21 protein-coding genes are annotated in these 25678 nt (G+C 29.9%); 6 read left to right on the forward strand and 15 right to left on the reverse strand.

Features of this window, described 5'->3' with window-relative positions; translation table 11 throughout:
* The first annotated feature begins 5 nt into the window (after positions 1-5).
* From porG to murI, 6 genes are all read left to right on the forward strand, one after another.
* Complete coding sequence (porG, locus tag AC2TEO_RS07785; RefSeq protein ID WP_442267561.1) at positions 6-686, forward strand: type IX secretion system protein PorG; 681 nt, start codon at positions 6-8, stop codon at positions 684-686.
* Entirely contained in the window at positions 683-1435 is a 753-nt protein-coding gene (uppS, locus tag AC2TEO_RS07790; RefSeq protein WP_442267562.1) for an undecaprenyl pyrophosphate synthase, read from the forward strand. Before porG ends, uppS begins: the two co-directional genes overlap by 4 nt.
* Positions 1428-3986, forward strand: coding sequence for an outer membrane protein assembly factor BamA (gene bamA / locus AC2TEO_RS07795; RefSeq protein ID WP_442267563.1), 2559 nt, complete (start codon positions 1428-1430; stop codon positions 3984-3986). The genes uppS and bamA overlap by 8 nt, the downstream gene beginning before the upstream one ends.
* A 61-nt stretch (positions 3987-4047) precedes the next feature.
* Positions 4048-4854, forward strand: a complete 807-nt coding sequence (locus AC2TEO_RS07800; protein WP_442267564.1) for an OmpH/Skp family outer membrane protein — start codon at positions 4048-4050, stop codon at positions 4852-4854.
* Positions 4855-4898: 44 nt separating this feature from the next.
* Positions 4899-5408, forward strand: a complete 510-nt coding sequence (locus tag AC2TEO_RS07805) for an OmpH/Skp family outer membrane protein (RefSeq protein ID WP_442267565.1) — start codon at positions 4899-4901, stop codon at positions 5406-5408.
* Between the two features lie 75 nt (positions 5409-5483).
* Positions 5484-6278, forward strand: a complete 795-nt coding sequence (murI, locus tag AC2TEO_RS07810; protein WP_442267566.1) for a glutamate racemase — start codon at positions 5484-5486, stop codon at positions 6276-6278.
* Here the strand turns inward: murI and AC2TEO_RS07815 are convergent.
* The 15 genes from AC2TEO_RS07815 to hemN form a co-directional block, all read right to left on the reverse strand.
* Positions 6275-7252, reverse strand: coding sequence for a PorP/SprF family type IX secretion system membrane protein (locus AC2TEO_RS07815; protein ID WP_442267567.1), 978 nt, complete (start codon positions 7250-7252; stop codon positions 6275-6277). The two genes, murI and AC2TEO_RS07815, sit on opposite strands and share 4 nt — an antisense overlap.
* A gap of 213 nt (positions 7253-7465) precedes the next feature.
* Positions 7466-11290 (reverse strand): InlB B-repeat-containing protein, encoded by a 3825-nt coding sequence (locus AC2TEO_RS07820; RefSeq protein ID WP_442267568.1) that lies wholly within the window; start codon positions 11288-11290, stop codon positions 7466-7468.
* Positions 11291-11517: 227 nt separating this feature from the next.
* A complete protein-coding gene (locus AC2TEO_RS07825) occupies positions 11518-12579 on the reverse strand; it encodes a hypothetical protein (RefSeq protein WP_442267569.1) in 1062 nt (353 codons plus the stop codon).
* A gap of 192 nt (positions 12580-12771) precedes the next feature.
* Entirely contained in the window at positions 12772-13518 is a 747-nt protein-coding gene (locus AC2TEO_RS07830) for a LytR/AlgR family response regulator transcription factor (RefSeq protein ID WP_442267570.1), read from the reverse strand.
* A 23-nt stretch (positions 13519-13541) separates the two neighbouring features.
* Positions 13542-16487 (reverse strand): sensor histidine kinase, encoded by a 2946-nt coding sequence (locus AC2TEO_RS07835; protein WP_442267571.1) that lies wholly within the window; start codon positions 16485-16487, stop codon positions 13542-13544.
* A gap of 209 nt (positions 16488-16696) precedes the next feature.
* Positions 16697-17116 carry a CBS domain-containing protein gene (locus AC2TEO_RS07840; RefSeq protein WP_442267572.1) on the reverse strand — a complete coding sequence of 140 codons (420 nt, stop codon included), beginning with the start codon at positions 17114-17116 and terminating at the stop codon, positions 16697-16699.
* 22 nt (positions 17117-17138) lie between these two features.
* Positions 17139-17972 carry a universal stress protein gene (locus tag AC2TEO_RS07845; protein WP_442267573.1) on the reverse strand — a complete coding sequence of 278 codons (834 nt, stop codon included), beginning with the start codon at positions 17970-17972 and terminating at the stop codon, positions 17139-17141.
* 114 nt (positions 17973-18086) lie between these two features.
* A complete protein-coding gene (locus AC2TEO_RS07850) occupies positions 18087-18788 on the reverse strand; it encodes a sulfite exporter TauE/SafE family protein (RefSeq protein WP_442267574.1) in 702 nt (233 codons plus the stop codon).
* Entirely contained in the window at positions 18788-19234 is a 447-nt protein-coding gene (locus AC2TEO_RS07855; RefSeq protein ID WP_442267575.1) for a FixH family protein, read from the reverse strand. The genes AC2TEO_RS07850 and AC2TEO_RS07855 overlap by 1 nt, the downstream gene beginning before the upstream one ends.
* 20 nt (positions 19235-19254) lie before the next feature.
* On the reverse strand, positions 19255-20676 hold the full coding sequence (ccoG, locus tag AC2TEO_RS07860; protein WP_442267576.1) for a cytochrome c oxidase accessory protein CcoG: 1422 nt from the start codon (positions 20674-20676) through the stop codon (positions 19255-19257).
* 26 nt (positions 20677-20702) lie between these two features.
* On the reverse strand, positions 20703-21572 hold the full coding sequence (locus AC2TEO_RS07865; protein ID WP_442267577.1) for a cbb3-type cytochrome c oxidase N-terminal domain-containing protein: 870 nt from the start codon (positions 21570-21572) through the stop codon (positions 20703-20705).
* Positions 21573-21583: 11 nt separating this feature from the next.
* Positions 21584-21751, reverse strand: coding sequence for a cytochrome C oxidase subunit IV (locus tag AC2TEO_RS07870; RefSeq protein ID WP_075340982.1), 168 nt, complete (start codon positions 21749-21751; stop codon positions 21584-21586).
* A gap of 4 nt (positions 21752-21755) precedes the next feature.
* The gene (gene ccoN / locus AC2TEO_RS07875; RefSeq protein ID WP_442267578.1) at positions 21756-23954 is read right to left on the reverse strand and encodes a cytochrome-c oxidase, cbb3-type subunit I; all 2199 of its coding nucleotides are present in this window, start codon (positions 23952-23954) and stop codon (positions 21756-21758) included.
* A 21-nt stretch (positions 23955-23975) separates the two neighbouring features.
* Entirely contained in the window at positions 23976-24143 is a 168-nt protein-coding gene (gene ccoS, locus AC2TEO_RS07880; RefSeq protein WP_095069516.1) for a cbb3-type cytochrome oxidase assembly protein CcoS, read from the reverse strand.
* 172 nt (positions 24144-24315) lie between these two features.
* Positions 24316-25677: an oxygen-independent coproporphyrinogen III oxidase gene (hemN, locus tag AC2TEO_RS07885; protein ID WP_442267579.1), complete on the reverse strand. Its 1362-nt coding sequence runs from the start codon at positions 25675-25677 to the stop codon at positions 24316-24318.
* Position 25678 lies beyond the last annotated feature (1 nt).

The raw sequence follows: 25678 nt of genomic DNA on the forward strand, positions 1-25678 counted from the left end.
AATAGATGAAAAGGTATATTTTAACATTATTAGTAACTTGTATTTCAAGTATTTCATTTTCGCAAATTCACGAAATTGGCTTTTTCCTAGGTGGTTCTAATTTAATTGGAGATGTAGGGGCAACTAATTACGTGTTACCTAACCAACTTGCAGGAGGACTTGTTTATAAGTATAATTTAAACCCTAGAATTGCTCTAAGGGGTAATTATAATTACATACCTGTTATTGGCGTTGATGCTGACTCTGATAACTTGTTTAGACAACAAAGAGGTTATAGTACATCTAACACTGTACATGAACTAGCAATTGGTCTTGAGTTTAACTTTTTTGATTATAACATTAGAATACGAGAACAATCATTCACGCCTTACATTTTAGCACAAGTTGCTGGTAATAATTATCAAACCCCTAAAAGACAAGAAGGCACAAATATATTATTGACAAACAAATTTTCTTATGCAATTCCTTTAGGAGTTGGAATTAAAGGAAGAATATCAGATCATTTAGCTTACGGATTAGAAGTTGCTGTTCGTTTAACATTTGATGATGATATAGATTATACAACTAATTCAATACCATCTCTTGATTTTGGAGGAAATGGTAATGATTTTTACACCTTTACAGGTTTTTCTATTGTATATACATTTGGAAGACCTGCATGTTATGCCGATCAGAATAATTTATGAGTGAAAAACTACAACGTATTAACCTAAATAAAGTTCCAAATCATATCGCCATTATTATGGATGGTAATGGTCGTTGGGCTAAAAAAAAGGGAATGCAACGTGTTTTTGGACATCGAAATGCCTTAACTGCTGTTAGAGAAGCCGTAGCGGCTGCAAGTGAAATTGGTACAAAATACATCACTTTATATGCTTTTTCTACTGAAAATTGGAACAGACCTAAATTAGAAGTGGATGCTTTAATGAGCTTACTTATTACTTCATTAAAAAAAGAAGTTCCCGATTTTCATAAAAATAATATTAGAGTAAATAGTATTGGCGCTACAGATCAACTACCCAAAAAAGCTCAAAAAGTGCTTCAAGAAGTAATAGGAGAAACTAGCAAAAACTCTAAAATAACACTAACGTTTGCACTAAGTTACGGTAGTAGGGAAGAAATTGTTAATGCAATCAAAAACATATCTAAAAAAGTTGTTAATAACGAAATTGATATAAAAAAAATTGACGAAAAAATTATAAATAGTCATTTATATACATTTAATTTGCCCGACGTTGATTTAATGATACGCACAAGTGGGGAACAAAGAATTAGTAATTTTTTGTTATGGCAAATGGCCTATGCAGAACTATACTTTACTGATACTCTTTGGCCTGACTTCAGAAAGGATCATTTATTCGATGCTATAATAGACTATCAAAACAGAGAACGAAGATTTGGAAAGACAAGTGAACAGATTGATACCAATGTATAAAAATTTATTTTTTACAGTTTTTTTTATTGCTTTAACAGCAATTGCTAACGCTCAAGAATCACCAAAAGATACAATCAATCCTGTAAAAAAGGATACTAAGAGTAAAATAAATTACGAAAGAGGAAAAGATTATATTCTTGGTGGGATTACAGTTACTGGATTACAAAAATTTAGTGAAGAAACTGTAAAAGTTTACACAGGACTTTTAATTGGACAACCTATTAAATTACCAGGAGATAAATTAACCAGTGCAATTAAAAAACTTTACGAAAGCAAACAATTTAGTGAAGTAGATGTATATCTTTCTAAAATTAATGGTGAAACTGTTTATCTTCAGTTTGATGTTGTTGAATTACCTAAATTAAACAACATTAAAATTACTGGAATCAGTAAATCTAAAGCTAAAGATCTTCAAAAAGAAGCTGAACTCCGAAAAGGAACTCAAGTTACAGATAACCTAATCGTTACTACTAGAAATTATTTTAAAAAGAAATATACCGATAAAGGTTTCTTAAAAACTAAAGTTTCTTTAACTACTAAAAAAGATACTACAGACACTAATGTTGTTGATATGTTTATTCATATTGATAAAGGAGATCGCATTAAAATTAAAAATATAGATTTTGTAGGTAACAAAGCTTTATCTGATGGAAAGTTAAGAGGAGCTATGAAAAATACAAAAAGAAAGTTTTTAGGACGTTTCTGGAAGTCTTCAAAATATATTGAAGATGATTTTAAAGAAGATTTAGAAGCTGTTTTAGACACCTATAGTGAATTAGGTTTTAGAGATGCTAGAATATTAAACGATCGTTTAACTTGGAACGATGATAATACAATTAACTTAGAAATAGAACTTGAAGAAGGTAGACAATATAGATTTTCTGATATCATTTTTGTGGGTAATAAAAAATATAATGATGAGTTTTTAAATCAATTTTTAAGAATAGAAAAAGGAGATGTTTATAATGGTAAAGTTTTAAAAGAACGAATTTCCGGTGACGGAACTCCTGATTCTCAAGATATTCAATCATTATATCATAACAATGGATATTTATTTTCTTCGGTAAATGCTGTAGAAACTAAAGTTAAAAATGATTCAATTACAGTTGAAATAAGAATTAGAGAAGATGAACCTGCAACTATTGGAAAAGTTACTGTAGTAGGAAATGATAAAACAAATGACCATGTAATCTATAGAGAGCTAAGAGTAAAACCAGGAGATTTATTTAGCAGACAAAATATTATTAGATCTATTCGTGAAATTGGTCAATTAGGATTCTTCGATACTAATGTTACTCCTGATGTAAAACCAGATTATGCAAACAAAACTGCCGATATAGAATTTTCAGTTGTTGAAAAAGGAGGTAGTCAAATAGAACTTCAAGGTGGATTTGGTGGCGGATCTTTTATTGGTACATTAGGTTTATCATTTAATAACTTCTCTATTAGAAACATATTAAACAAAGATGCTTATAAACCTCTTCCAATGGGAGACGGACAAAGCTTATCTTTACGTTTACAAGCAAGTAGAACAAATAGTACTTATAGTTTTTCATTTACCGAACCTTGGTTAGGTGGTAAAAAACCACAATCTTTATCATTCTCTATTTTTTACTCAAATCAATTTAGATTTAATTTCCAAACTAGAGAAGTGGATAGAAGTCAGAGTTTAGATATTTTTGGTGCCACTATAGGTTTAGGTAAACGTTTAAGATGGCCAGATGACTTTTTCTCTCTATCACAGAGCATTAGCTACCAAAGAATAGGATTAAATGATTTCCCATATAGGGTAGGGTCTTCTAACGCTATTCTAAATAACGGAAACTTAAATAATCTATCGTATACAGCTGTATTAAGTCGTAATTCAGCTGGACCAAGTTTAATTTTCCCTACATACGGTTCTGAATTTTCTATAAAAGCAAAAGCTACCTTACCTTACTCTCTAATTAATGGGAAAAAATTATCCGATCAACCTGACGGATTAACTCCTACTGAACAACAAGATTTCTTGGCAGATCGTTTTAAATGGTTAGAATATTATAAATTATCAGCAAAAGGAAAGTGGTATACAGCTTTAGCTAAAAAATTAGTCCTGATGTCTAACTTTGAAATTGGTTATTTAGGTTCTTATAATGATGAACTTGGCTTAACTCCTGTTGAACGTTATTTCGTTGGGGGTGATGGAATTGCTCAAGGACAGTTAGATGGTAGAGAAATTGTAGGTTTACGTGGTTATGAAAACAATAGTTTATCTTCTTTAGATGGAGGCTCTATATATAATAAATTTCAATTAGAGTTAAGATATTCTATTACAGATAAGCCTTCTGCATCTATTTACACATTAGGATTTTTAGAAGCTGGTAATGCTTACGACAATTTTAGTACATTTAACCCGTTTGAATTAAAGCGTTCAGCTGGATTAGGAGTGCGTATTTTTATGCCTGCTTTTGGATTACTAGGAATCGATTTTGCTCACGGGTTCGATCCTTTACCTGGTTTCTCTCAAAAATCTGGTTGGCAAACACATTTTATTATTGGAAGACAGTTCTAAAATACTACATTTGTAACGTTTCGGTTTTTTGGCACGGTTTTTTCTAAATACACTATAAACAATGAAAAAAATAAGTTTTACGTTCGTTCTTTTACTTTTTGCAGTAGGTGTAAGTGTTGCACAAAAAAATCAGAGAATTGCATATATAGATATGGATTATATTCTACAGAGTATACCACAATATATAGAAGCTCAAAATGCTTTAGATGATAAAGTAGCTAAATGGAGATCTAATCTTGATAAAGAAGCGAGACAAATAGAAGTGATGAAGACAGATTTAGCCAATGAAAAGGCTATTTTAACTCAAGATTTAATTGAAGAACGAGAAGAGGATATTCAAGTAAAACAAGAAGCATTAAGAAAACTTGAATCTTTATATTTTGGACCTGATGGAGACATGTATATTTTACGAAAAAAACTAATCCAGCCAATTCAAGATCAAGTGTACAACGCAGTACAAACTATTGCCTCTAGAAAAAAATATGATTTTGTATTTGATAAATCTAGCGAGTTAGTGATGTTATATTCTAACAAAAAACACGATATTAGCTCACTAGTTTTAAAACTGATTAAAATAGATGTAAAAAAACAAGACAAAAGAGACAAAATTGCTGCAAAAAAGAAATTACTAACTGAAGAAGGTCAATCAGAAGAAGCTAAACAAAGAGCAGCTAAAAAGGAAGCTATTAAACAAAAAAAAGTTTCTGATCGTGAAGCAAAACTTAAAGCTATTAATGAAAAAAGAGAAGCTCGTTTAAAAGCTAGAGAAGAGAAGAGAAGATTATTGAGAGAGAAGAAAGAAGCCTTAAAAAAAGCTAAAGAGGAGAAAAAAAAACAAGAAGAGAACAATAGCAAAGATAAAAACTGATTATACAACAGAAAAGAGAACAAAAATTTTAAATTAAAACAAACATGAAACATTTAAAAACGTTATTATTAGTTGCAATTTTTACGATTGGTTTAGGTGGAGCGGTAAATGCACAAAAAACTGCACATATTAATACCGATAAATTATTAGCTGAAATGCCAGAAACTAAGGCGTTAAAAGCTGAATTAGAAAAATTACAAAAAACATACAGAGCAGATATTGAAGGAATGTTTAAAACTTTAGAAGCAAAGTTTAAAAAATATGATGCTGAGGGGAAAAATCAAACAAAAGAAGTAAATGCTCAAAGAGCTCAAGAAATCCAACAAGATAGAGCTAAGATTGCTCAAGCAGAGCAAACTATGAACCAAGAAATGGCTAAAAAATATAAAGAAAAAACAGCACCTATTTTACAGAAAGCTGAAGATGCAATTAAAGCTGTAGCTTCTGAAAAAGGTATTGTATATGTATTAGATTCTGCTCCTGGAAAAGGATTAATCGTATTTGATAAAGGAGAAGATATCTACAATGCTGTAAAAGCTAAATTAGGATTCTAAAACTTACTTAAAGTTTAAAAACCATATTTAAAAATCCTGCTTAAATTAAGCAGGATTTTTATTTTTGCTTTTAATATGATTAACAAATCAAATCAACCTATTGGTATTTTCGATTCTGGTGTTGGAGGAACATCAATCTGGAAAGAAATTCAACAACTTTTGCCAAATGAAGACACTATATATTTGGCAGATAGTTTACATGCACCATATGGTCAAAAATCAAAAGAAGAAATTGTTCATCTTTCTATAAAAAACACAGAATTTCTGATAAATAAACAATGTAAACTTATTATTGTTGCTTGTAATACAGCCACAACTAATGCTATAAAATATTTGAGATCTAATTATTCTGTTCCTTTTATAGGTATAGAACCAGCCATTAAGCCAGCTTCTCTTCAAACAAAAACAAGAACTATAGGTATTCTTGCAACCAAAGGAACTTTAAATAGTGAATTATTTGAAAAAACATCGTCTTTAATAGATAATGATATTAAGATTATAGAACGCATTGGTGAAGGCTTAGTTGAGCTTATTGAGCAAGGTAGAGTAGATTCGAAAGAAATGACTTCACTTTTAGAGTCATATTTACATCCAATGCTTAAAGAAAATATCGATTGTTTAGTTTTAGGATGTACACATTACCCTTATTTAATAAATGCTATAAAAAAAATCACTAAAAACTCTATAAATATTATTGATTCAGGTGAAGCAGTAGCTAGACAAACCAAAAGAATCTTAAATCAGAAAAAACTATTAAATAATATAAAACATAATGTTTCTAATATATTCTACACAAACAAGGATATAACTGTATTAAAAAACATATTAGATGGTGTTAATTATAGTTTAATAGAAAAATTAGATTTTTAAAACAATTGCCCGTTAATATTAGGACAGGCAGCTAATCTTCTTTTGGCACATAATAAGTTCATTCCAACTGATAATTGATGAAATCCTCCCTCTGAAAAAGCAATGTTTCCAGATTGTTTTGTAAATGTATAAGAAAACATAAATCTCTTAAAGTTTACACCTAATAAAGGACTAAAATATTGAGCATTTTCGAAAGAATTACCATCGAAAGAAGATCGGTAAGAAATACCTGCCCAAAGTAAAGAACCTTTTAATTTCTTATACAATTTCATATTTAAATCAACAATTTTTTCTCCTGTTTGTTCTTTAAATTGAAACATAAATGAAGGTTCAAATTGAAACTTTTCATTTTTACTAAAATAATATCCAGCACCTAGTATATAATTCCTCAAATTTAAGGCGTCAAATTCAGAATTTAAGTTATCCTTAGCTGTTAAAAAAATATTCTTTATTGTTAAATAACTAGAAAAACCTCCATAATGATAAGCTAATCCAAAATCTGAATTAAAATAAAATTCACTTTCAATAATTTGCCTTACTACAGGATCACCAGCAAATGTACTTTGATCGACTTGATTTTGAACCATTGATAAAGATAATCCAAACGATAATTGATTGAATATATCCCCTCTACTCATACTCAAATGATATGCATAACTACCTTGAACAGCTTTTTGAGAATGGAATCCGTTTCTATCATTGAACAAAATAGCTCCAAATGCAGCTTTGGAATCTTCTTTAAATTTTGCATGAAAACTTAAAGTTTGTAACTGTGGTGCATTATTTATACCTAACCATTGTCCTCTTGCTGTTAGACGAATTTTTCCGCATTCGCCTATTCCAGCAGCGGCTGGATGTACTAAATACACATTATCAGAAAGATAATCTTGATAAATTGGTAATGTTTCTTGAGAATTAGAAACATGATTCATTAGTAGAAGAGAAATAACTAATATTTGTAGTTTAATATTCATTTGCAACATTTACAGTTGGCAAATATATTGGATTTAAAATCAACATACTAAAAATTAACACTAAACACAATTTAAAAAAAAGAGCTTATAAAATATAAGCCCTTTTAAATTAATCCCCTTTGACTATAACTTTGTCAATACATAAAGAATAAAACTATATAGTATGATCAAAGTTATTTCAAACCGGTATCTATCTTTACTCCTTTTCATTTATTACTTCTTGATAAATCTACTGATTCCTTTTCCTGAATCAGTTTTTATCATTAAGAAATAAATACCTTTACTTAAGTTAGAAACTTCAATTCCTTCTGAAGACGATTCTCTTACTTTAATTTCTTTTCCTAACATAGAATATAATTTTATATCCTTAATTTCTTCCTTAGTTTCAATGTTTATATAATTACTTACTGGGTTTGGATATAACTTAAAACGAACTGGAAACTCTTCTTCATTTATACTTAATGTGTTTACTGAAAAATTTGCAGTAATTGTTTTATTACTATTCATTGTTATAGTTATTTCATTAGTTGTTCCTGATTCATCACCACTCCAATTATCAAATTGATACCCTGAATCTGCTGTTGCTGTTAAAGTAACTAATGTTCCTTCATCATATGTTCCATTTACTGGGCTAGGATTTGTCGTTACACTACCATTAGTTGCATTAATTGTTAACGTATATTGAACTCTACTAAAAACAGCACTAACAGTTTTATCTGCATCCATTGTAATTACTAATGGATTTGTAGTTCCTGAAGCATCACCACTCCATCCTGTAAATTCGTAACCAGCATCTGGTGTAGCTGTTAAGGTAACTAAAGTTCCATTATCATAAGTTCCATTGGTTGGATTTGGATTCGTTGAAACACTACCGTTTGTAGCATTTAATGTTAGTTTTCTTTGAATTGGTGCGAATGTCGCTGTAACTGTTTTATCTGCGTCCATTGTAATATCCAATGGGTTTGTTGTTCCAGAAGCATCACCACTCCAACCCGTAAATTCGTAACCAGCATTTGGTGTAGCTGTTAAGGTAACTAAAGTTCCATTATCATAAGTTCCATTGGTTGGATTTGGATTCGTTGAAACACTACCGTTTGTAGCATTTAATGTTAGTGTTCTTTGAATTGGTGCAAATGTCGCTGTAACTGTTTTATCTGCGTCCATTGTAATATCCAATGGGTTTGTTGTTCCAGAAGCATCACCACTCCAACCCGTAAATTCGTAACCAGCATCTGGTGTAGCTGTTAAGGTAACTAAAGTTCCATTATCATAAGTTCCATTGGTTGGATTTGGATTCGTTGAAACACTACCGTTTGTAGCATTTAATGTTAGTGTTCTTTGAATTGGTGCAAATGTCGCTGTAACTGTTTTATCTGCGTCCATTGTAATATCCAATGGATTTGTTGTTCCAGAAGCATCACCACTCCAACCCGTAAATTCGTAACCAGCATCTGGTGTAGCTGTTAAGGTTATAACACTACCATCGTCATAAGCCCCTGTACCTGAATTTGGAGTTGCAGTAACACTTCCATTAGTTGCATTTAATGTTAGTGTTCTTTGAATTGGTGCGAATGTCGCTGTAACTGTTTTATCTGCGTCCATTGTAATATCCAATGGGTTTGTTGTTCCTGATGCATCACCACTCCATCCTGTAAATTCGTAACCAGAATTTGGTGTAGCTGTTAATGTAATTGATGTACCATCATCATAAGTTCCCCCTGCTGGGTTTGGTGTTATTGTTCCATCAGTTGCATTTAATGTTAACGTATATTGCGTAACTACAGTTTCATAAGCTCCCATATCTACTGCTCCACCAGAAATCCTTGTATTTCCTGCTAAATCTTCAGTAATATCTGTAGGTACATCTGAACTTAAACCTCCATCTATAGCATTAGAACCTGCTTGTAAAGTAAAATCATTATTTGCTGCATCTGTATATAAAGGATCTGAAGACATACCACCACTCTGACCTCCTTGTACTATAGAGTTACTTACTGAAGAACCACTAGTTGTAATTGAAAAAGGAGATATAGAACCATTTCCATAAATAATGCTATTTTTAATTCTACTATTAGCTGCTCTTTCCATTTTAAATACGTTGCCAAGAACACCAGTGTTGTTTGCAAAAGTTGAATTGATTACATCAACATCTATTCCTGTAGTATTACCTCCTGAGCTTGTAACTAAGCGAACACAAGAAGCAGCAGAAGAAGAAGTATTATTATAAAAAACACTATTTACTAAAGATCCTCTACTATATTGAGTATATTGTTGTGAACCTGCAAATAAAAATGCAGATTCAGAATCTGAATAATTGTTTCTAATTATACAGCTTTTAAAATCTATATCTCCAACTATATTGGTTTGACCGCAAGGATTAAATTGAGCATAAACTGCTGTATCTGATCCTGAGTTATTTTCTAATGTACAATTTTGAATTGTTGCATTTATTCTACCAGCATTATAAGGTTGAACTATAATTGCACCACCTCTTGCTCCTACATCTTGATTTGTAGGTGAAGTAGAACAACTTGTACTATTAACTCCATTAGCATTACCATTTGCAATAGTAAAACCATCAATAACGGTTCCATTACCAGTACCTTTTAATGATACAACATGATAAGAGTTATCACTTCTTGTTGGTTCTGCATTATTAATATTGGTATTATCATCTCCATTTAAATCTCCAGATAATATAGTAATATTATTTCTAAAATCTCTTTGGTTTAAAGCAGTTTCTGTTCCATTAAAACCTCCGTAAATTTCAGCTACTTTATTTTCTAGTTTAAAAGTTCTTCCATTTCCTGTTCCACTTGTTGGTAAATATGTTCCCTCTGCAACCCAAATTTGAGTTGGTAAATTTGTATTATCTATCGCATCCTGTAAATTAGTATATGCATCAGCCCAAGAAGATCCATCGTTATTTCCTGTTGCATCAATATCAACATAAACTTGATTAACAGGAGCACTTATAGGGTAATATTGAACCGAAATTTTATTATTATCTATATAAGCTACATAAACCTTACTTCCCGTTTGATTAACCGTTATTTTGGCTTTTGGATCTACTCCTGTAAAATTTAATCCTATATTTAAATTACTCCAAGAATTTAAATATTGATTGTATTGATTAATAATTAAATCGTCATTACTATTATAATACAAAGCATAAGAATTTTTATCTAAATCATTGTATTCCATAAATAAAGTTCTCTTTTTTGGAGAATCAGCTCCAGATGGCCTTGTACCACCTACCATTTCAATTCTATTTGTTGGGACATTTCCTTGGTAATTATAATGGTGAACAATTTTAGAATCTGTTCCTGCCATTGTAAACATATATGCATTTGCTCCTCCAGCTGGAGTGTAAGAAGTATTCGAAGTAATATTCCATGCATTTCCATTATAACCATACCTTGTAGCTCTTGGTCTCCAATTGTTAAATCTATACGCCCAGCCTACAACTAAATTATCTTCAGAAATTAAATCATAACAGTTTTCAAAAATATCTCTATTAAATTCAAGAGCCCAAGATCCACTTCTATTTGAATACAAGTAAAATAAAGAATTAGTAATAGAAGAACCTACTTTTGAAGTACCTACAAAAGCTTTACCTGTAACTGAAAATTTAAGAATAGTTTTACTATGTGGGTTAAAGTTTGTTAACGACGTTCTTTCTGTTACCCAATTCGTTCCATCAAATCTAATAACATCTAATCTACTTGTACTGTTATTTCTATAAACCACCCATGGTTGATCTGTTACTGGGTTAATTGCTATTGCCATTAAACTAGGTATAACAACTCCAGTTGCGTTACTACCAACATCAATCCAATTAGTTCCATCAAACTTTTTAACATGTACTTGTCCGTCTGTATTATCAGCATAAGCGATGTAAGGAACATCATTAGTATCAGACGCAATAGCTACATCTGTTGCATCGTTTGTAAATCTTGCTGTTCCTTCCATTTGCCATTGAGCAAATGCTATATTACTTATAAAAAAAAGTAAAAGATAAAGTAATTTTAATTTCATAATAGTGATTTAAAGTCCTTATTTATAGAAACAAAATTGTTAGAATAACACTAAAGTTTCTATAGAAAATTTCTGAAAGCACGATTTGAGTTGCTAAACAGAAACGCAAAAAAATTATATAAGCAGTAGCAATATTTACAAATTTTATAAAAAAACCATACAGTTAAACTGTATGGTTTTAAAAGCTAAGTATAAAGGATACTTAATAAAAATAGCGGGTATAAAAACTATTTAAAATATTTATTTACCAAGCTTACTGGAATATCTTTTGAAAATTTATCTGAATAATTTTTCTCTATTACTAATTCTTTAGAAAAACCATTCTCTGTACTCTTTTGATTTATTTTTGCTGCATGAATATCTGTATCATCTCCATTAACATATAAATAATATGCTATTAATTGTCGATCTGTTACCTCATCTGTAACACGATCTGTTTTCTCTTTCCATTCATTTGAATATACAACCAATTTTCTTATTTTTAGGTTAGCGTTATTTCTATACTGCTTCAATTTTTTATAAATTGCTTGCTCACATAGCTTAGCTAATTCTGGTGTATGTAATTTCCCCTCCTTAGGCATAAACTTAAATGATCCGATTTTTACTCTTTTTTCAAAATCCTTTACATAATTTAAAGCCTTATCTCCACTCCATTCATCAAATTTTTCTACACTTGGTGCCGCAATAACAAATGGTCCTTTGATTTTAGATTTTGAAGACATAAAATACGGATACTTTCCTCCAATTTTTTTTCCTCCATCGAAAGCATAAATTAAGTACACATTATCTGGAGTTTTAATTACTCGCTTAGATGCAGAAGGAACTGGAGTAAACGAATGCTTAGTTCCATTTGTATCTGTTACATCCTTTAACTCGTCTATATGAAAAACTTCTTCACCTTCTTTTACGAAATTACTACAATACACACCATCTATATCTCTTTGATAATCGTCTTTAGCAAATCTTGGATATAACTTAAATGCTAATTTATTACCAGAACCAAAATGATATACATTAAATTCGTTTCCTTTTCTTTTTTCTTTTGCTGTGCGCATTTCTAAGTTTGTAAAACCACTAGCAAACCTTGAGCTCATTTTATTTTTAGACACGAATTGTTCTTCTCCTTTAGAAATACTAGCTGAAGCTTTACTCGATGATTTACTTTTCTTAGATGATTTGCTCTTATTTAATACTTTTTTAAAAAATTGAGCATTTGCATTGGGTACTGTAAAAAATATTGCACTAAATAATGCAACAGAAAATAAACCTCTCTTACTAATTTTAATCATTTATTTTGTTTTTGATAGAAAAGCGATTGCTTTTACTTGCTGTTAATGATTTAAAATTCTTTAATTAACACGGTTTAAAATCTTTAAAACTTCTAAAAGTTCGTTTTGAACTTCTCAATTATCACATAAAAAACTCAATTAAAATAAAAAAGACTCTAAAAAAGAGTCTTCTCGAAGTTTGGTTAGTTGAAATTAAATACTTTGAACTATGGTTAAAAATTCTTCCTTTTTATCTTTAGATATTGAAACAGTTTTATCGTTTTCCATGATTACATAACCTCCATCTTTTTTAACATATTCTCTTAAAAATCTTAAATTAATTAAATATGATCTATGAGGACGATAAAATGTACTTATTTTATGGAGTGTTTCTACAAAAAACTTTAATGGTTTGCTTACTAAAATATTCTCTTTCGTAGTAGAAACCTTAGTATACATTCCATCTGCTTCTAACATAATAATATCATTAAAATTGACAAACTTAATTCCATTTCCATTTGGCAATCCTATTTTTTTGAAGTCAGATTCTTGTAAACTTTGTTTTAATTCTTTTAGCCTCTCATTAATTTGAGTGTTCCCAATAAATGTGATTACTTTTTCTACAGATTCTCTAAGTTCTTCACTATCTATTGGTTTTAATAAATAGTCGATTGCATTTAATTTAAATGCCTCTATCGCATAATGACTATACGCTGTTGTAAATATGATTTGAAATGTAATTTCTTCTTCTGAAAAGAAATTTAATATTTCTAAACCAGAATATTCAGGCATTTCAATATCTAAGAAAACAATATCTGGTTGATTCTGTTTTATTTTTTCTATTCCAGTTAATAAGTCTTCAGCCTCATCTATTTCTTTAATTTTATGACACTCTTCTTTTATGAGTGTTTTTAAAACACTTCTTGCTTTAGCTTCGTCATCTATTATTATTGCTTTCATTTTTACTTATTTTTTGAATAGCACTAAAAATCTATTGGTATTTCTAATTTCACTAGAGTTCCTGTAGGATTTTTAGCGTTATCATATTGGTCTATAATTTCTAATTTTATCGGGGTTTCTCTTGTTTTATTTAACAAACTGATCCTTTTAGCATTAGCGTCCGAAGAAAACGATTTTGGTTTAAATGCTTTTCTATTATTTATTTCTTTTGAAAAAGCACGACCAACTCCATTATCTTGAATTAAACATTCTAAAACTTTTAACTCTTCATTTATTCTAAAACTAAGATTTAGCTTTCTATTTTCTTTTCGGTGTAATAATCCGTGTTTTATCGCATTTTCAACATAAGGTTGTATTAAAAACGTTGGAATTTCAATTGTATCTTGATCTAAATTTTCATCCACATCTATTATAAAGGTAAAAGAATCTTCAAATCGATCTTTTTCTAGCTCCAAGTAAAATTTTAACGCTCCTAATTCTTCATGTAAAGTAACATTATTCTTCTGGCTATGTTCTAAATACATTCGAATTAATCTGGAAAACTTCACTAAATATGTACGTGCTAATTTTTTCTCATTATTTAAAATATAATCTTGAATGGAATTTAGTGCATTAAAAATAAAATGCGGATTCATTTGACTTCTTAAGCTCTCTAATTTTAAAAATATGTTTTCGAGTTCTTTGTTTTGTTTATCAAGAATTAATTTCTGTTTTTCTTTTAATTGAGTATTCTTTTTATTAAAATAGTACCAAAAGAAAAAAGAAATTAATAATGTGAGCAGTAAGAAAAACCACCATTGTTTGTAAAAAACTCCTTTAACATTAAATTGTAATGTTTTAATATCTGAAAATTGCTCTCCTTCCTTTGCTCTTAATTGAAAAATATAATTGCCTTGCCCTAATTTATTATAAACTACGGTATTACTTTTAGATGTTTCTTCTTGCCAAGGTATTGTATCATTTTTATTTTGAAGTAATCTATACTGATATGTAATATTTTCTTTCGAGAGAAATCCATTAGTATTAAAAATAATTTCAATTTTATCTTCATCATTAGAAATTGTATAATGATCAGTTAACTCTCTCTTTGTATTACCTATTTTAATTTCTTTAAAATACGGAAGTGGTTTGTATTTATTTTCTTCCTCAAAAATCTTCTTAGTATTAAAGGAAAATAGTTCGTTTGTAGTTGCTATATATATTCTTTCTTTTAAAACTTTTAATCCTAAAAATTCATAAGAAGAAATCCCTTTATTTTTCGTGAGATTACTGAATTTATTAGTTTTTAAATCAAGCTTTTGAATTCCTTTCTCTCCTGAAATCCAAAGAGCATTATTAAGACTATCATACTCTATAAATGAATTAATGTTAGACAATAATCCATCTTTACATTTAATATGCTTTACAACTTTATTATTTTCAATTTTATACAATCCATTTTTAAAAGATAAAGCCCATATTGTTTTTTTTGAAGATGCAATATCTTTTATATAAATAGACTTCCCTTTATGCTTTATTTCATTTCTTATAAAATTTCTATTAAAAACATGTAACCCTTTTATAGTTCCAAAATAAAAGTACTTTTTGTTATTATCGCTATAACAACTATAAGATCTACTCATAGATTTCTTTAAGGCAAAACGCAATTTAGAAACATCTTTTAAGTTTGCTAATTGTGAAGATGCACCTGTAGCCAATAACAAAGTATCTTTACTAACAAAAAAATGATCTTTAATAGACTGGCTTTGATGCTCTCTAACTATATTAATTTTAGTATCATTAAACTTAATAGCATTAAAGAATTCTACATTTTGTAAGTAATATAAATCTCTTTGCTTTTCATAAAATATATACTCAATTTCTCCTGAATTTTTAAAAGGAATAGTATCTAATTTCTTAGTATCTGTATTAAACCTATAGAATTCCTTTCCAGTGCCAATTAAAAAAATTTCATTTTCTTTCCCTAGAAACATTTTTCGAATTCTATTCGTTTCTGAAGATTTAAAATTTGATTTTAAATCAAGATTTGGAATTATAAATATTCCATCATTTAATGTAGAAACCCAATAATTGCCTTTTTTATCTTTTATAACATCACTTGTTGCTTTTCCTACAAGAATTTTTCGTTGTAAAACAAATTTTTTATTAATTATTCTATATACACATAACCCATTACTTGTAAGTAAATAGATTTCTCCATCTATAATTCTAAAAGTATAAACCAAATCTTTTTCAGAAAGATCAACTGTAGAAAAGTTAAATTTCTCATTAAAATTTGTGTTTATAATAAAAAATCTTGTTGATTTATCTCTATGATAAGTTGAAAGTAAATAAAAATCTTCTAGTTGTTCTATTGAAGCTCCTCTTACTCTTTCTTCTCCAAATGATATTTTTTTTCCTAAATCACTATAAGTAAATGTACTATCAATCTTTCCAAGCGAGCCTTCGGTACTAAACGCATATAAATCATTATTCTTTAAAAATACCTCACTGTAAAACAATGTATTATTTTGTTTACTTTTAAACAATAATTCACCTGAGTCTTTATTAAAAATCATTACTTTCCTTGCTTCGGAAAGAATTATTAAATCATTGTGAAATAAAATTCGTACAACTGCTCCTCTGAAAAAATCTTTTAACTCTTTAAATAAATGAACCTTATCATTTTTAATATAAAATATTTGATTTGATAAATTTGTATACCATATTACATTTTCAGAATCGTTAATCACAGAAAACACAGATAACCCAACCTGATTTGGATGCATAAACTGTTTGAACTCAAAACCGTCATACCTATACAATCCTTTATCTGCTGCTAACCAAATAAAACCTTTATTATCTTCATGTAATCTATAAAACTCTTTGTCTGGTAAACCTTCTCTTTCTGTTAAATGTATAGTCATAGGTTGTTGTGCTAAAACAACTTTAGTAAATAAAAAATAGAAAAAGATTATTAAATTTCTCATGTAATTTAGGGTGATCATTACAATGTAAGCTATAATTTGCTTTTATGCATAAAAGTAAATGAAGTTCATCTAATTATCGCAAATTAGTTTCCAAAATAAACTTTTTAACTTCTAAAAAGAAAAAGAGGAAAACCTTTTTTAAGATTTTCCTCTTCTAGTTCGAGGGGAATTCAGAATACTGAATTACGGGGGAAATAAACAATATTATTTTAATACTGCTCTAATAAATATTTAATTAAATCTGTTGTTGTTACTATTCCTACTAATACATTATTTTCTACCACTGGTAAAGCATGAAACTCTCTAGTTGATAATATTTCTGCCACTTCTTTAATAGTATCATTTGCATTAACAGTTACAACATTTTTAGTCATTACTTGTTCTATTGTAAAAATACTATTCAGTACAATGTCTACTTCTGTTTCATATTCTTGAGCTGTTTCTGCATAACTTACTCTCAATAAATCTGTATGACTTAACATTCCTATTATTTCTTCTCCTTGAACTACCGGGATATGACGTATTTCATGAGTTTTAAATAACTCTTCTGCTGTTGTTAAATCATCAATTGAGTTTAATGTTACTAAATCACTTGTCATTATTTTTGATACAGGTGTTCTTTTTTTCATAATTTATAGATTAATATTGGATTTATATTTTAATTGTTAAAACTGGTAATGAAGTGTGGTTTACAATGTCTTCAGCGATACTTCCATCTAAAAAATGTTCTATTCCATGCTTACCATGTGTTGGCATAATAATTAGATCACTTTCATTAGTTTGTGCATACTCTAAAATGCCATCTTCAATTTTATAATCAGAAACCTCTACTATTTTAGGTTTGTTATCGAAATCTTCACCTACATTATATAAAAAGCTGTCTATTCGCTCTTTTTTCTCCTTTGTTGTTTTAAACTTAGTTCCCGGAGTATTTACATGAACTAATTCTAATTCACACTTAAATGCTTTTAATAACTCTTTAGCTTGCTTATACGGATTTACAAATTCATTTGAAAAATCGCAGGCAAAAACTACTTTTTTGAATGGTTCTGTAATTGGAAGTCCTTTAATAACCAATACTGGAATTGTAGAATTTCTTACTACTACTTCCGAATTCGATCCTAAAAACATTTCTTTAAAACCACTTGCTCCATGTGAAGACATAATAATTAAATCTGCATCTTCTTGTCCCTTTAAATCATGAAAGCTGCTAAAGTCTTTGTAAGGTTGAATTAAAGTTGAAACTGTTACATCTGATAAATATGGTTTATCTAGAAACTCATCGAATTTTTGTCGTGCCAACTTTATTTGGAATACTGCCTGCTCGTTGATATATGATGACGAAACTGAAATTAATGCGTTAGATAATTCTAACATATGAACTGCAACTATTTCTGATTTAAATTGCTTTGCAAATGAAGCTGCTGTTCTTAAAGCATTCTCAGAATGTAACGAGAAATCTACTGGTACAATAATTTTTTTCATGATAGAGAGACTTAATAATTAATAGTGTAAAACTACTTTAACTCTCAAATAAAAACTATGATATCAATCAGTTACCCTTTTTTAAAACATGATGAAAATCATTTTTTGAAAAGATTATTTACAAACTGTTTGGTGTTCTACTAAATTGCTAACAGAATTTGCTGGTGAGATATATGGTATGTCTAGAGCTAAACCTCTAAGAATAAACAATACACCAATAAGAATTACAGCGTATGGCACTATTTTTTTAAAATAATTATAAAAAGTAAAATGTGTAAATTTCCCTAAGTATACAATTGAACTCATTAACGGAATTGTACCAACACCGAATAAAAACATATATAAACTTCCGTATAATGCATTATGAGTAGCTATGGCTCCTAAAATGGCCATATAAACTAAACCGCAAGGAAGAAAACCATTTAAAAATCCAATAAAGAAAAAAGTATTTCTTTTTTTCTCTTTGAGTTCTTTACCTAATTCAGATTTTACTTTGATGATAAACCTATTTAATGAATTAGTAATTTTTAATCCGTGAACAATTCTTGGAAATAAAATAATTGCAATCATTAAAACTCCAGTGAAGATGGATAAATGTTGTTGAAATGTAAATAACTCAAAACCTCTACCTAATAATCCGAATACCAAACCTAACAAAGCATAAGTTGACAATCTTCCTAAATGATAACTCATTAACTGAAAAAACTGTGTTGCTTGGTTTTGCTTGTTTAATGGTAACATAAAAGCTATTGGTCCGCACATACCTAAACAGTGTAGACTTCCTAACAAACCCAATATGAAAGCAGTGTACAGCATTAAAGTGTAAGTTCTTTATGATATAAAAAAGGAGTTCCCTTATAAGTAAAATCAACTGTAATATTCCAACGTCCCCCAACTAAAAACTTTTCAGGAATATGTAGCTTTTGATTTTTTAAAACTATAGGGAACTCACTATCTAAAGTTTTATCTGAAGGTCTGTATAAGAATACTTTTCCTTTTATAAATTCTGATTGAAACTCTTCTGAAAACAGCAATTCTAAACCTTTCTGATTCGATTGAATAACTATGGCATCTTTTATTGCTAATACATTTTGTTCAGCATTAATATTATCTTGATATTTTAACTCTTTTTGATAATAGCTGTCGGTTACCAAATCGTGATTGTATTTGTGATCTGTTATCATTGTTGTAACCATAAACATGATAAATCCAATAAAAGCTATGATTGCTATTACTATACCTGTACCCCAATTTAGTTTCATATTTGTTTTAATTTAAAGTGTTACCAAAATTTTCTAGGTCCTAAAAAATTTGTTGTGGTAGTTTCTATAAGTTTGTCTTTACTGTATACTCCTATTTTGAGTTTCACTCTATCTTTTTTTAACTGACTTTGATGTAACTCAATAAAAAGAGAACCTTCAGCCATACCTTGTTTAGGTATTGTAAAATCTTGATGTGTTACAATTTCTATTTTCCCTTTATGAGATAGTAGTTCGTAATGTATATTGTTAATTTCTTCAGTAGTTTTATTTACAATTTTAAAAGAATACACGTTACTGATAATTCCGTCTGCTTTTCGTTCATATAACTGACCTGGTAATCGAAATACTTTGGCTTCAACATCATTTCTTAAGAATAACATTCCTGTTAAAACACCAAATAAGATGACAAGCACTGCTGCATAACCTTTCATTCTAGCAGTAAACTTAAACGGACTCTTTTTTTCTATATTTTCAATACTAGCAAAACGAATTAATCCTTTAGGATACCCAATGTTTTCCATCATGGTGTCACACTCATCTATACAAGCGGTACAATTCACACATTCTAGTTGTGTTCCATTACGAATATCAATTCCTGTAGGACAAACATGAACACATTGCTTACAAGCGATACAATCTCCTTTACCAGATGCTACTCTATCTTCCTTTTTATTAAATTTTGCTCTTCCTTTCTCTTTTTCTCCTCGTTTGTAATCGTACGCAACAACAACTGATTGGTTATCTAATAAAACACCTTGTAATCGTCCGTACGGACAAGCGATAATGCATACTTGCTCTCTAAACCAAGCAAAAACAAAATAAAAAACACCTGTAAAAATTAACAGTGCTACAAATGTTGAAACATGATTTGCTGGTCCGTTACTTATGTATAATAAAAGTTCATCACTTCCAATAATGTATGCTAAAAACACATTTGCAATACCAAATGAAATCAAAAAGAATATAAACCATTTTAATACCTTTTTTTTAATTTTTTCAGTATTCCAAGGTTGTTTAGCTAAACGGATTTGTTTTCCTCGATCTCCTTCAATCCAATATTCTATTTTTCTGAAAACCATTTCTAGGAAAATAGTTTGCGGACAAATCCATCCACAGAAAACTCTTCCAAAAACAACCGTAAAAAGAGTTACAAACACAACTCCAATAATCATTGATATGACTACCAAATGAAAATCTTGCGGCCAGAATGGAAATCCGAATACATTGAATTTACGTTCTAAAACATTAAATAATAAAAATTGATTTCCATTGATTTTTATAAATGGCGCTGACAATAGAAAAAGTAATAATGCGTAGCTCACATAAGTACGATAATTATATAGTTTTCCTTTAGGTTGTTTAGGAAACACCCAAGCACGTTTTCCTTCGGAGTCTATGGTACCAATGCTATCTCTAAATATTTCGTTTTTAGGTGTTTCCATTGTCAACTATCAAAACTAATTACTAACTATTCTTTTTTCCAGATTTCTCCTTGAGGTTTCTTTGGTTTGGCTGTTGTATTTCCTTCAATGGAAATAATATAACTCGCTACTTTTTGAATATCCTGAGGTTTTAAGACTCCTTTCCAAGGCACCATTCCTTTTCCTGCTCTACCTCCATTATAAACCGTATTGAAGACATTCTTAAACCCGCCGCCTAAAATCCAATATTCATCTGTAAGATTTGGCCCTACACCTCCACCTCCATCTTTTGCATGACATGAAGCACAGTTCAAATTGAACACTGCTTTTCCTCTTGCTATTGCTCCATCATCAGTAAGTAATTCTACTTTTTCTATATCAAATAAATTTGGTGTATTTGCTTTATATTGCTCAATTTCATATTTGGCTTTTGCCATTGCTTTTTCATACTCCATTTCTTGAGAATCTCCTCCTGCAATATGAAAACGAATCATGTAAATTACTCCGAAAACTATTGTAGCATAAAATAAATACACCCACCATGGCGGAAGTACATTGTCTAATTCTTTAATTCCATCATAGTTATGATCTAGAACAATTTCTTCTTCTTCATCTATTGCCTTAGATCTTGTAAATTTTTTGAAGATTTTTTTGAACCATACTTCCCATTCATCTTCTATTTCTTCTGGATTAAAACCTTCTTTTTCTAGTTTTAATTCCTCTGTCATTTTGTATACTGTGTAACTAAAGTATTCTTTAACTAAAATGACTAATATTAAGAAGACTAACAGTATCCAAACTAATGGGTTTTCGTATAAACTAAATGGATTTTCATATGAAGTAATTGCTTTAATTAAAGCCCAAAAACTTACAAAAACAAATAGTAGGTATATGATCGATTGAAAAACTCTTTTCATGATTTTTCTGTTTAATTATCTAATGGTATGTTACTTACTTTTTTTATGTATGATTTCTTTGCTGTAAAGACCCACCAAAAAAGCAATAGAAAAAAGGTGAAGAATATGCTTAATGAAATCAATGGGTAGATTTCAATTCCTGTGATACTCTCTAAATGATTTTTTACAAACTTTAACATGATTCTATTTTTTTGATAATTTGTCTTTTACATCGTTTACTTTAATATCAACTCCTAATCGTTGTAAATAAGCTATAAGTGCTACAATTTCTCTGTCTTTCATTTCTACAAAAGGAATATCATTTGCTTTTGCATACTTTTTACTTGCATCATAGTTGCTTGCAAAATCTGGATCTTCATATAAGTTTTCTTGAATTTTCATTCCTTGTTCATCCATACTCTTTTGAGCATTTTTCACATCTTCTTCTGTATAAGGAACTCCTAAAGTGATCATGGCTCGCATTTTCTTTTCAGTTTGCGATTTATCCAGTTTATTTTTGATAATCCATTGGTAAGCTGGCATAATAGATCCTGGTGAAGTACTTTGAGGATCGTACATATGATTAAAGTGCCAACTGTCGTTATACTTTCCTCCTACACGATGCAAATCTGGACCAGTACGTTTGCTTCCCCATAAGAAAGGATGATCGTATACAAATTCTCCTGCCTTTGAGTATTCTCCATAACGTTCTACTTCACTTCTAAAAGGGCGAATCATTTGTGAGTGACATGATACACATCCGTTCGATATATAAATATCTCTACCTTCTAATTCTAACGGAGAGTATGGTTTTACAGCTTCGATATACGGAATGTTAGACTCAACCATTAGTGTTGGTACAATTTGTACTACTCCTCCAATTAAAATTGCTATTGTAGCGTACAATGTTAATTTCACTGGCTTACGCTCTAACCAAGTATGCCATGTTTCACCTTTTGTTCTATATTTTGAAACTTTAGTTAACGGAGCTGCTTCAGCTAAATCATCAGTTACTTTTTCACCTTGTCTAATCGTTTGCACAATAACATAAACCATTACAATTGCTCCGATGATGTATAAACTACCTCCGATAGCACGTAACCAATACATTGGTAAAATTTCTTGAACTGTTTCTAAGAAGTTTGCATAAGTTAATGTTCCATCTGGATTGAATTGTTTCCACATAAAAGCTTGAACAAAACCTGCAACATACATTGGTAATGTATAGATAATGATTCCTAAAGTTCCTATCCAGAAATGGAAATTAGCTAAAGCTCTAGAATATAATTTTGTTTTAAATAATTTAGGAACTAACCAATAAATCATACCGAAAGTCATAAACCCGTTCCATGCTAAAGCTCCAACATGAACATGAGCAATAATCCAATCTGTAAAGTGTGCAATTGCATTTACATTTTTTAGCGACAACATTGGACCTTCAAAAGTTGCCATACCATAACCTGTAATTGCAACGACCATAAATTTTAAAACTGGATCTTGACGAACTTTATCCCAACTTCCTCTTAGGGTTAATAATCCGTTGATCATTCCTCCCCAAGATGGAGCAATTAACATAATTGAAAAAACTACGCCTAAATTCTGAGCCCAGTTTGGTAAAGCAGAATATAATAAGTGATGCGGACCAGCCCAGATATAAATAAAAATTAAAGACCAAAAGTGAATGATCGACAATCGATAAGAATATACTGGTCTATTTGCCGCTTTAGGAATAAAGTAATACATCAATCCTAAAAAAGGAGTTGTTAAGAAGAACGCCACAGCGTTATGTCCGTACCACCATTGTACTAAAGCATCTTGAACTCCAGCATAAACAGAATAACTTTTCAATCCACTTACTGGTAATTCTAAACTATTAAAAATGTGTAGCACTGCAACAGTAACAAATGTTGCTAGGTAAAACCAAATGGCAACATACAAATGACGTTGACGACGTTTTAAGATCGTCCAAATCATATTTACACCAAAAACAACCCATACTAAGGCTATTGCTATATCTATTGGCCATTCTAATTCAGCATATTCTTTAGAAGTTGTATATCCTAAAGGAAGTGTAATTGCTGCTGCTACAATAATTAACTGCCATCCCCAAAAGTTTATATTACTTAAGAGATCACTTGCCATTCTCGTTTTTAACAAACGTTGGAGAGAATAATACACACCTGCATAAATTGCATTTCCTACGAATGCAAAAATTACAGCATTAGTATGTAACGGCCTTAAACGACCAAAACTAAGCCATGAAATCCCATCAGTTATATTTGGGAATAAAAACATAAAAGCTAAGAGAAGCCCCACTGAAAAACCTACGATTCCCCATAATAAGGTAGCGTAAATAAATTTTTTTACGATTTTATTATCGTAATAAAATTGTTGCATTTCCATAATTTAAATTGAATTAAAAATCTATTCTTTATTTGTATTCTTAGTTACTAACTCGTCGTCAAATAACATTCTAACTGAAGGAGTGTAGGTATCGTCATATTGTCCCTTTTTAACGGAAATTATAAATGCAATAAAAAACACTATTGCTACTGACACACTCACTGCCAGCAATACATAAATTACCCCCATCTTGTTAGTTTATTAATTATATTTCAAAAGTAGTTTTGGAAAGGTTTTTATACTATGACATTGGTCATGTTTGACTTTTATTCTTCATATGTATATAAGTTAGATATCCATAAAAAGATTAAAGTTTTTATCAATAGATCGTCAAACAACGGTTTTCTTCCTTTTTATTAGATTATATCGTCATTGAGAATAACTTTGTTTCAGGTTTCTTTCGTTGTAATCGAACATCAAAAGCCATACAAATATTTCGAATAAATGGTCGAGCTTCTTGAGCTACATTTAATGAATTACTATCAATTGTAATTAAATTATCTGAAGCTATTTCTTCTAATAACTCTATTGATTTCGATAAAGCTTCAAAATGCATTTCTTTTGTTTTCCAACTGGTAGAAAAATGACACATAATATTTAAAATATGTTTTCTAATTACCAAATCTTCCTCAGTTAAAATATGACCTCTAAATACTGGGATTTCACCATTGTTGACTAATGCTTGATATTCTTTTACAGTTTTTACATTTTGTGCAAATCCGTACCAAGAATCACTAATTGCTGACATTCCTAAACCAATCATAAGTTTGGTTTTACTTGATGTGTATCCCATAAAATTTCTATGGAGTCTTTGTGAAGTTGTTGCTTTAAACAAACTATCGGAAGACAACGCAAAATGATCCATTCCTATTTCATGATATCCAATATTGGTTAGCATTTCTTTTCCTAATTCATACAAAGCTCTTTTCTCATCTGACTTAGGTAAATTTTCTTCACTAAAACCTCGCTGACCAACTCCTTTTACCCAAGGTACATGCGCGTAACTATAAAATGAAATTCGATCTGGAAGCAATTCTTTTGTCTTTAAAATTGTGTCGGTAATACTTTCTTTTGTTTGAAACGGTAACCCGAAAATTAAATCATGACTCACAGATGTATATCCAATTTCACGAGCCCATTTTGTAACTTTTTTTACGTTTTCGAAAGGTTGAATTCTATGAATTGCTTTCTGAACAGTACTATCATAATCTTGAATACCAAAACTTACACGTGTAAATCCGAGATTATATAAAGTTTCTAATTGTTCTTTTGTTGTATTATTCGGATGACCTTCAAAACTAAACTCGAAATCAGGATGTTTTTCACTTCCTTCTAAAATTGAATTGATCAATTCTTTTAACTGTTCCGAAGCAAAAAAAGTCGGTGTTCCTCCTCCTAAATGAATTTCTTTAATCACAGGAACTTGGGTCATTTTTTCTTTATATAATTCCCATTCCTTAATTAGAGTTTTGATATACGGAATTTCAACTTCATGACGTTTTGTAATGTGTTTATGGCAAGCACAAAATGTGCATAAACTTTCACAAAAAGGTAAGTGTATATATAAACTTATTCCTTCAGCTTGATTACTCTCCTCAAATGATTTTTTAAAACTTTTAAGCCATCTTTCTTTTGAAAAAGTAGTTGTATCCCAATATGGAACAGTTGGATAACTCGTATATCTTGGACCTGGAATATTATATTTTTGAATTAGTGATTTCATA

The organism is Tenacibaculum aquaeponti (assembly GCF_057221555.1).

Coding starts and splice junctions, on each gene's coding strand:
- AC2TEO_RS07850 (WP_442267574.1), bottom strand. CDS start 18,788: ATGCTGTACACTGCTTTCATATTGGGTTTGTTAGGAAGTCTACACTGT.
- ccoG (WP_442267576.1), bottom strand. CDS start 20,676: ATGGAAACACCTAAAAACGAAATATTTAGAGATAGCATTGGTACCATA.
- AC2TEO_RS07855 (WP_442267575.1), bottom strand. CDS start 19,234: ATGAAACTAAATTGGGGTACAGGTATAGTAATAGCAATCATAGCTTTT.
- ccoN (WP_442267578.1), bottom strand. CDS start 23,954: ATGGAAATGCAACAATTTTATTACGATAATAAAATCGTAAAAAAATTT.
- bamA (WP_442267563.1), top strand. CDS start 1,428: ATGTATAAAAATTTATTTTTTACAGTTTTTTTTATTGCTTTAACAGCA.
- ccoS (WP_095069516.1), bottom strand. CDS start 24,143: ATGGGGGTAATTTATGTATTGCTGGCAGTGAGTGTGTCAGTAGCAATA.
- AC2TEO_RS07830 (WP_442267570.1), bottom strand. CDS start 13,518: ATGAAAGCAATAATAATAGATGACGAAGCTAAAGCAAGAAGTGTTTTA.
- AC2TEO_RS07845 (WP_442267573.1), bottom strand. CDS start 17,972: ATGAAAAAAATTATTGTACCAGTAGATTTCTCGTTACATTCTGAGAAT.
- AC2TEO_RS07820 (WP_442267568.1), bottom strand. CDS start 11,290: ATGAAATTAAAATTACTTTATCTTTTACTTTTTTTTATAAGTAATATA.
- AC2TEO_RS07870 (WP_075340982.1), bottom strand. CDS start 21,751: ATGTTAAAGTTTGTAAAAAATCATTTAGAGAGTATCACAGGAATTGAA.
- murI (WP_442267566.1), top strand. CDS start 5,484: ATGATTAACAAATCAAATCAACCTATTGGTATTTTCGATTCTGGTGTT.
- AC2TEO_RS07840 (WP_442267572.1), bottom strand. CDS start 17,116: ATGAAAAAAAGAACACCTGTATCAAAAATAATGACAAGTGATTTAGTA.
- uppS (WP_442267562.1), top strand. CDS start 683: ATGAGTGAAAAACTACAACGTATTAACCTAAATAAAGTTCCAAATCAT.
- AC2TEO_RS07825 (WP_442267569.1), bottom strand. CDS start 12,579: ATGATTAAAATTAGTAAGAGAGGTTTATTTTCTGTTGCATTATTTAGT.
- AC2TEO_RS07815 (WP_442267567.1), bottom strand. CDS start 7,252: ATGAATATTAAACTACAAATATTAGTTATTTCTCTTCTACTAATGAAT.
- AC2TEO_RS07835 (WP_442267571.1), bottom strand. CDS start 16,487: ATGAGAAATTTAATAATCTTTTTCTATTTTTTATTTACTAAAGTTGTT.
- AC2TEO_RS07865 (WP_442267577.1), bottom strand. CDS start 21,572: ATGAAAAGAGTTTTTCAATCGATCATATACCTACTATTTGTTTTTGTA.
- porG (WP_442267561.1), top strand. CDS start 6: ATGAAAAGGTATATTTTAACATTATTAGTAACTTGTATTTCAAGTATT.
- AC2TEO_RS07805 (WP_442267565.1), top strand. CDS start 4,899: ATGAAACATTTAAAAACGTTATTATTAGTTGCAATTTTTACGATTGGT.
- AC2TEO_RS07800 (WP_442267564.1), top strand. CDS start 4,048: ATGAAAAAAATAAGTTTTACGTTCGTTCTTTTACTTTTTGCAGTAGGT.
- hemN (WP_442267579.1), bottom strand. CDS start 25,677: ATGAAATCACTAATTCAAAAATATAATATTCCAGGTCCAAGATATACG.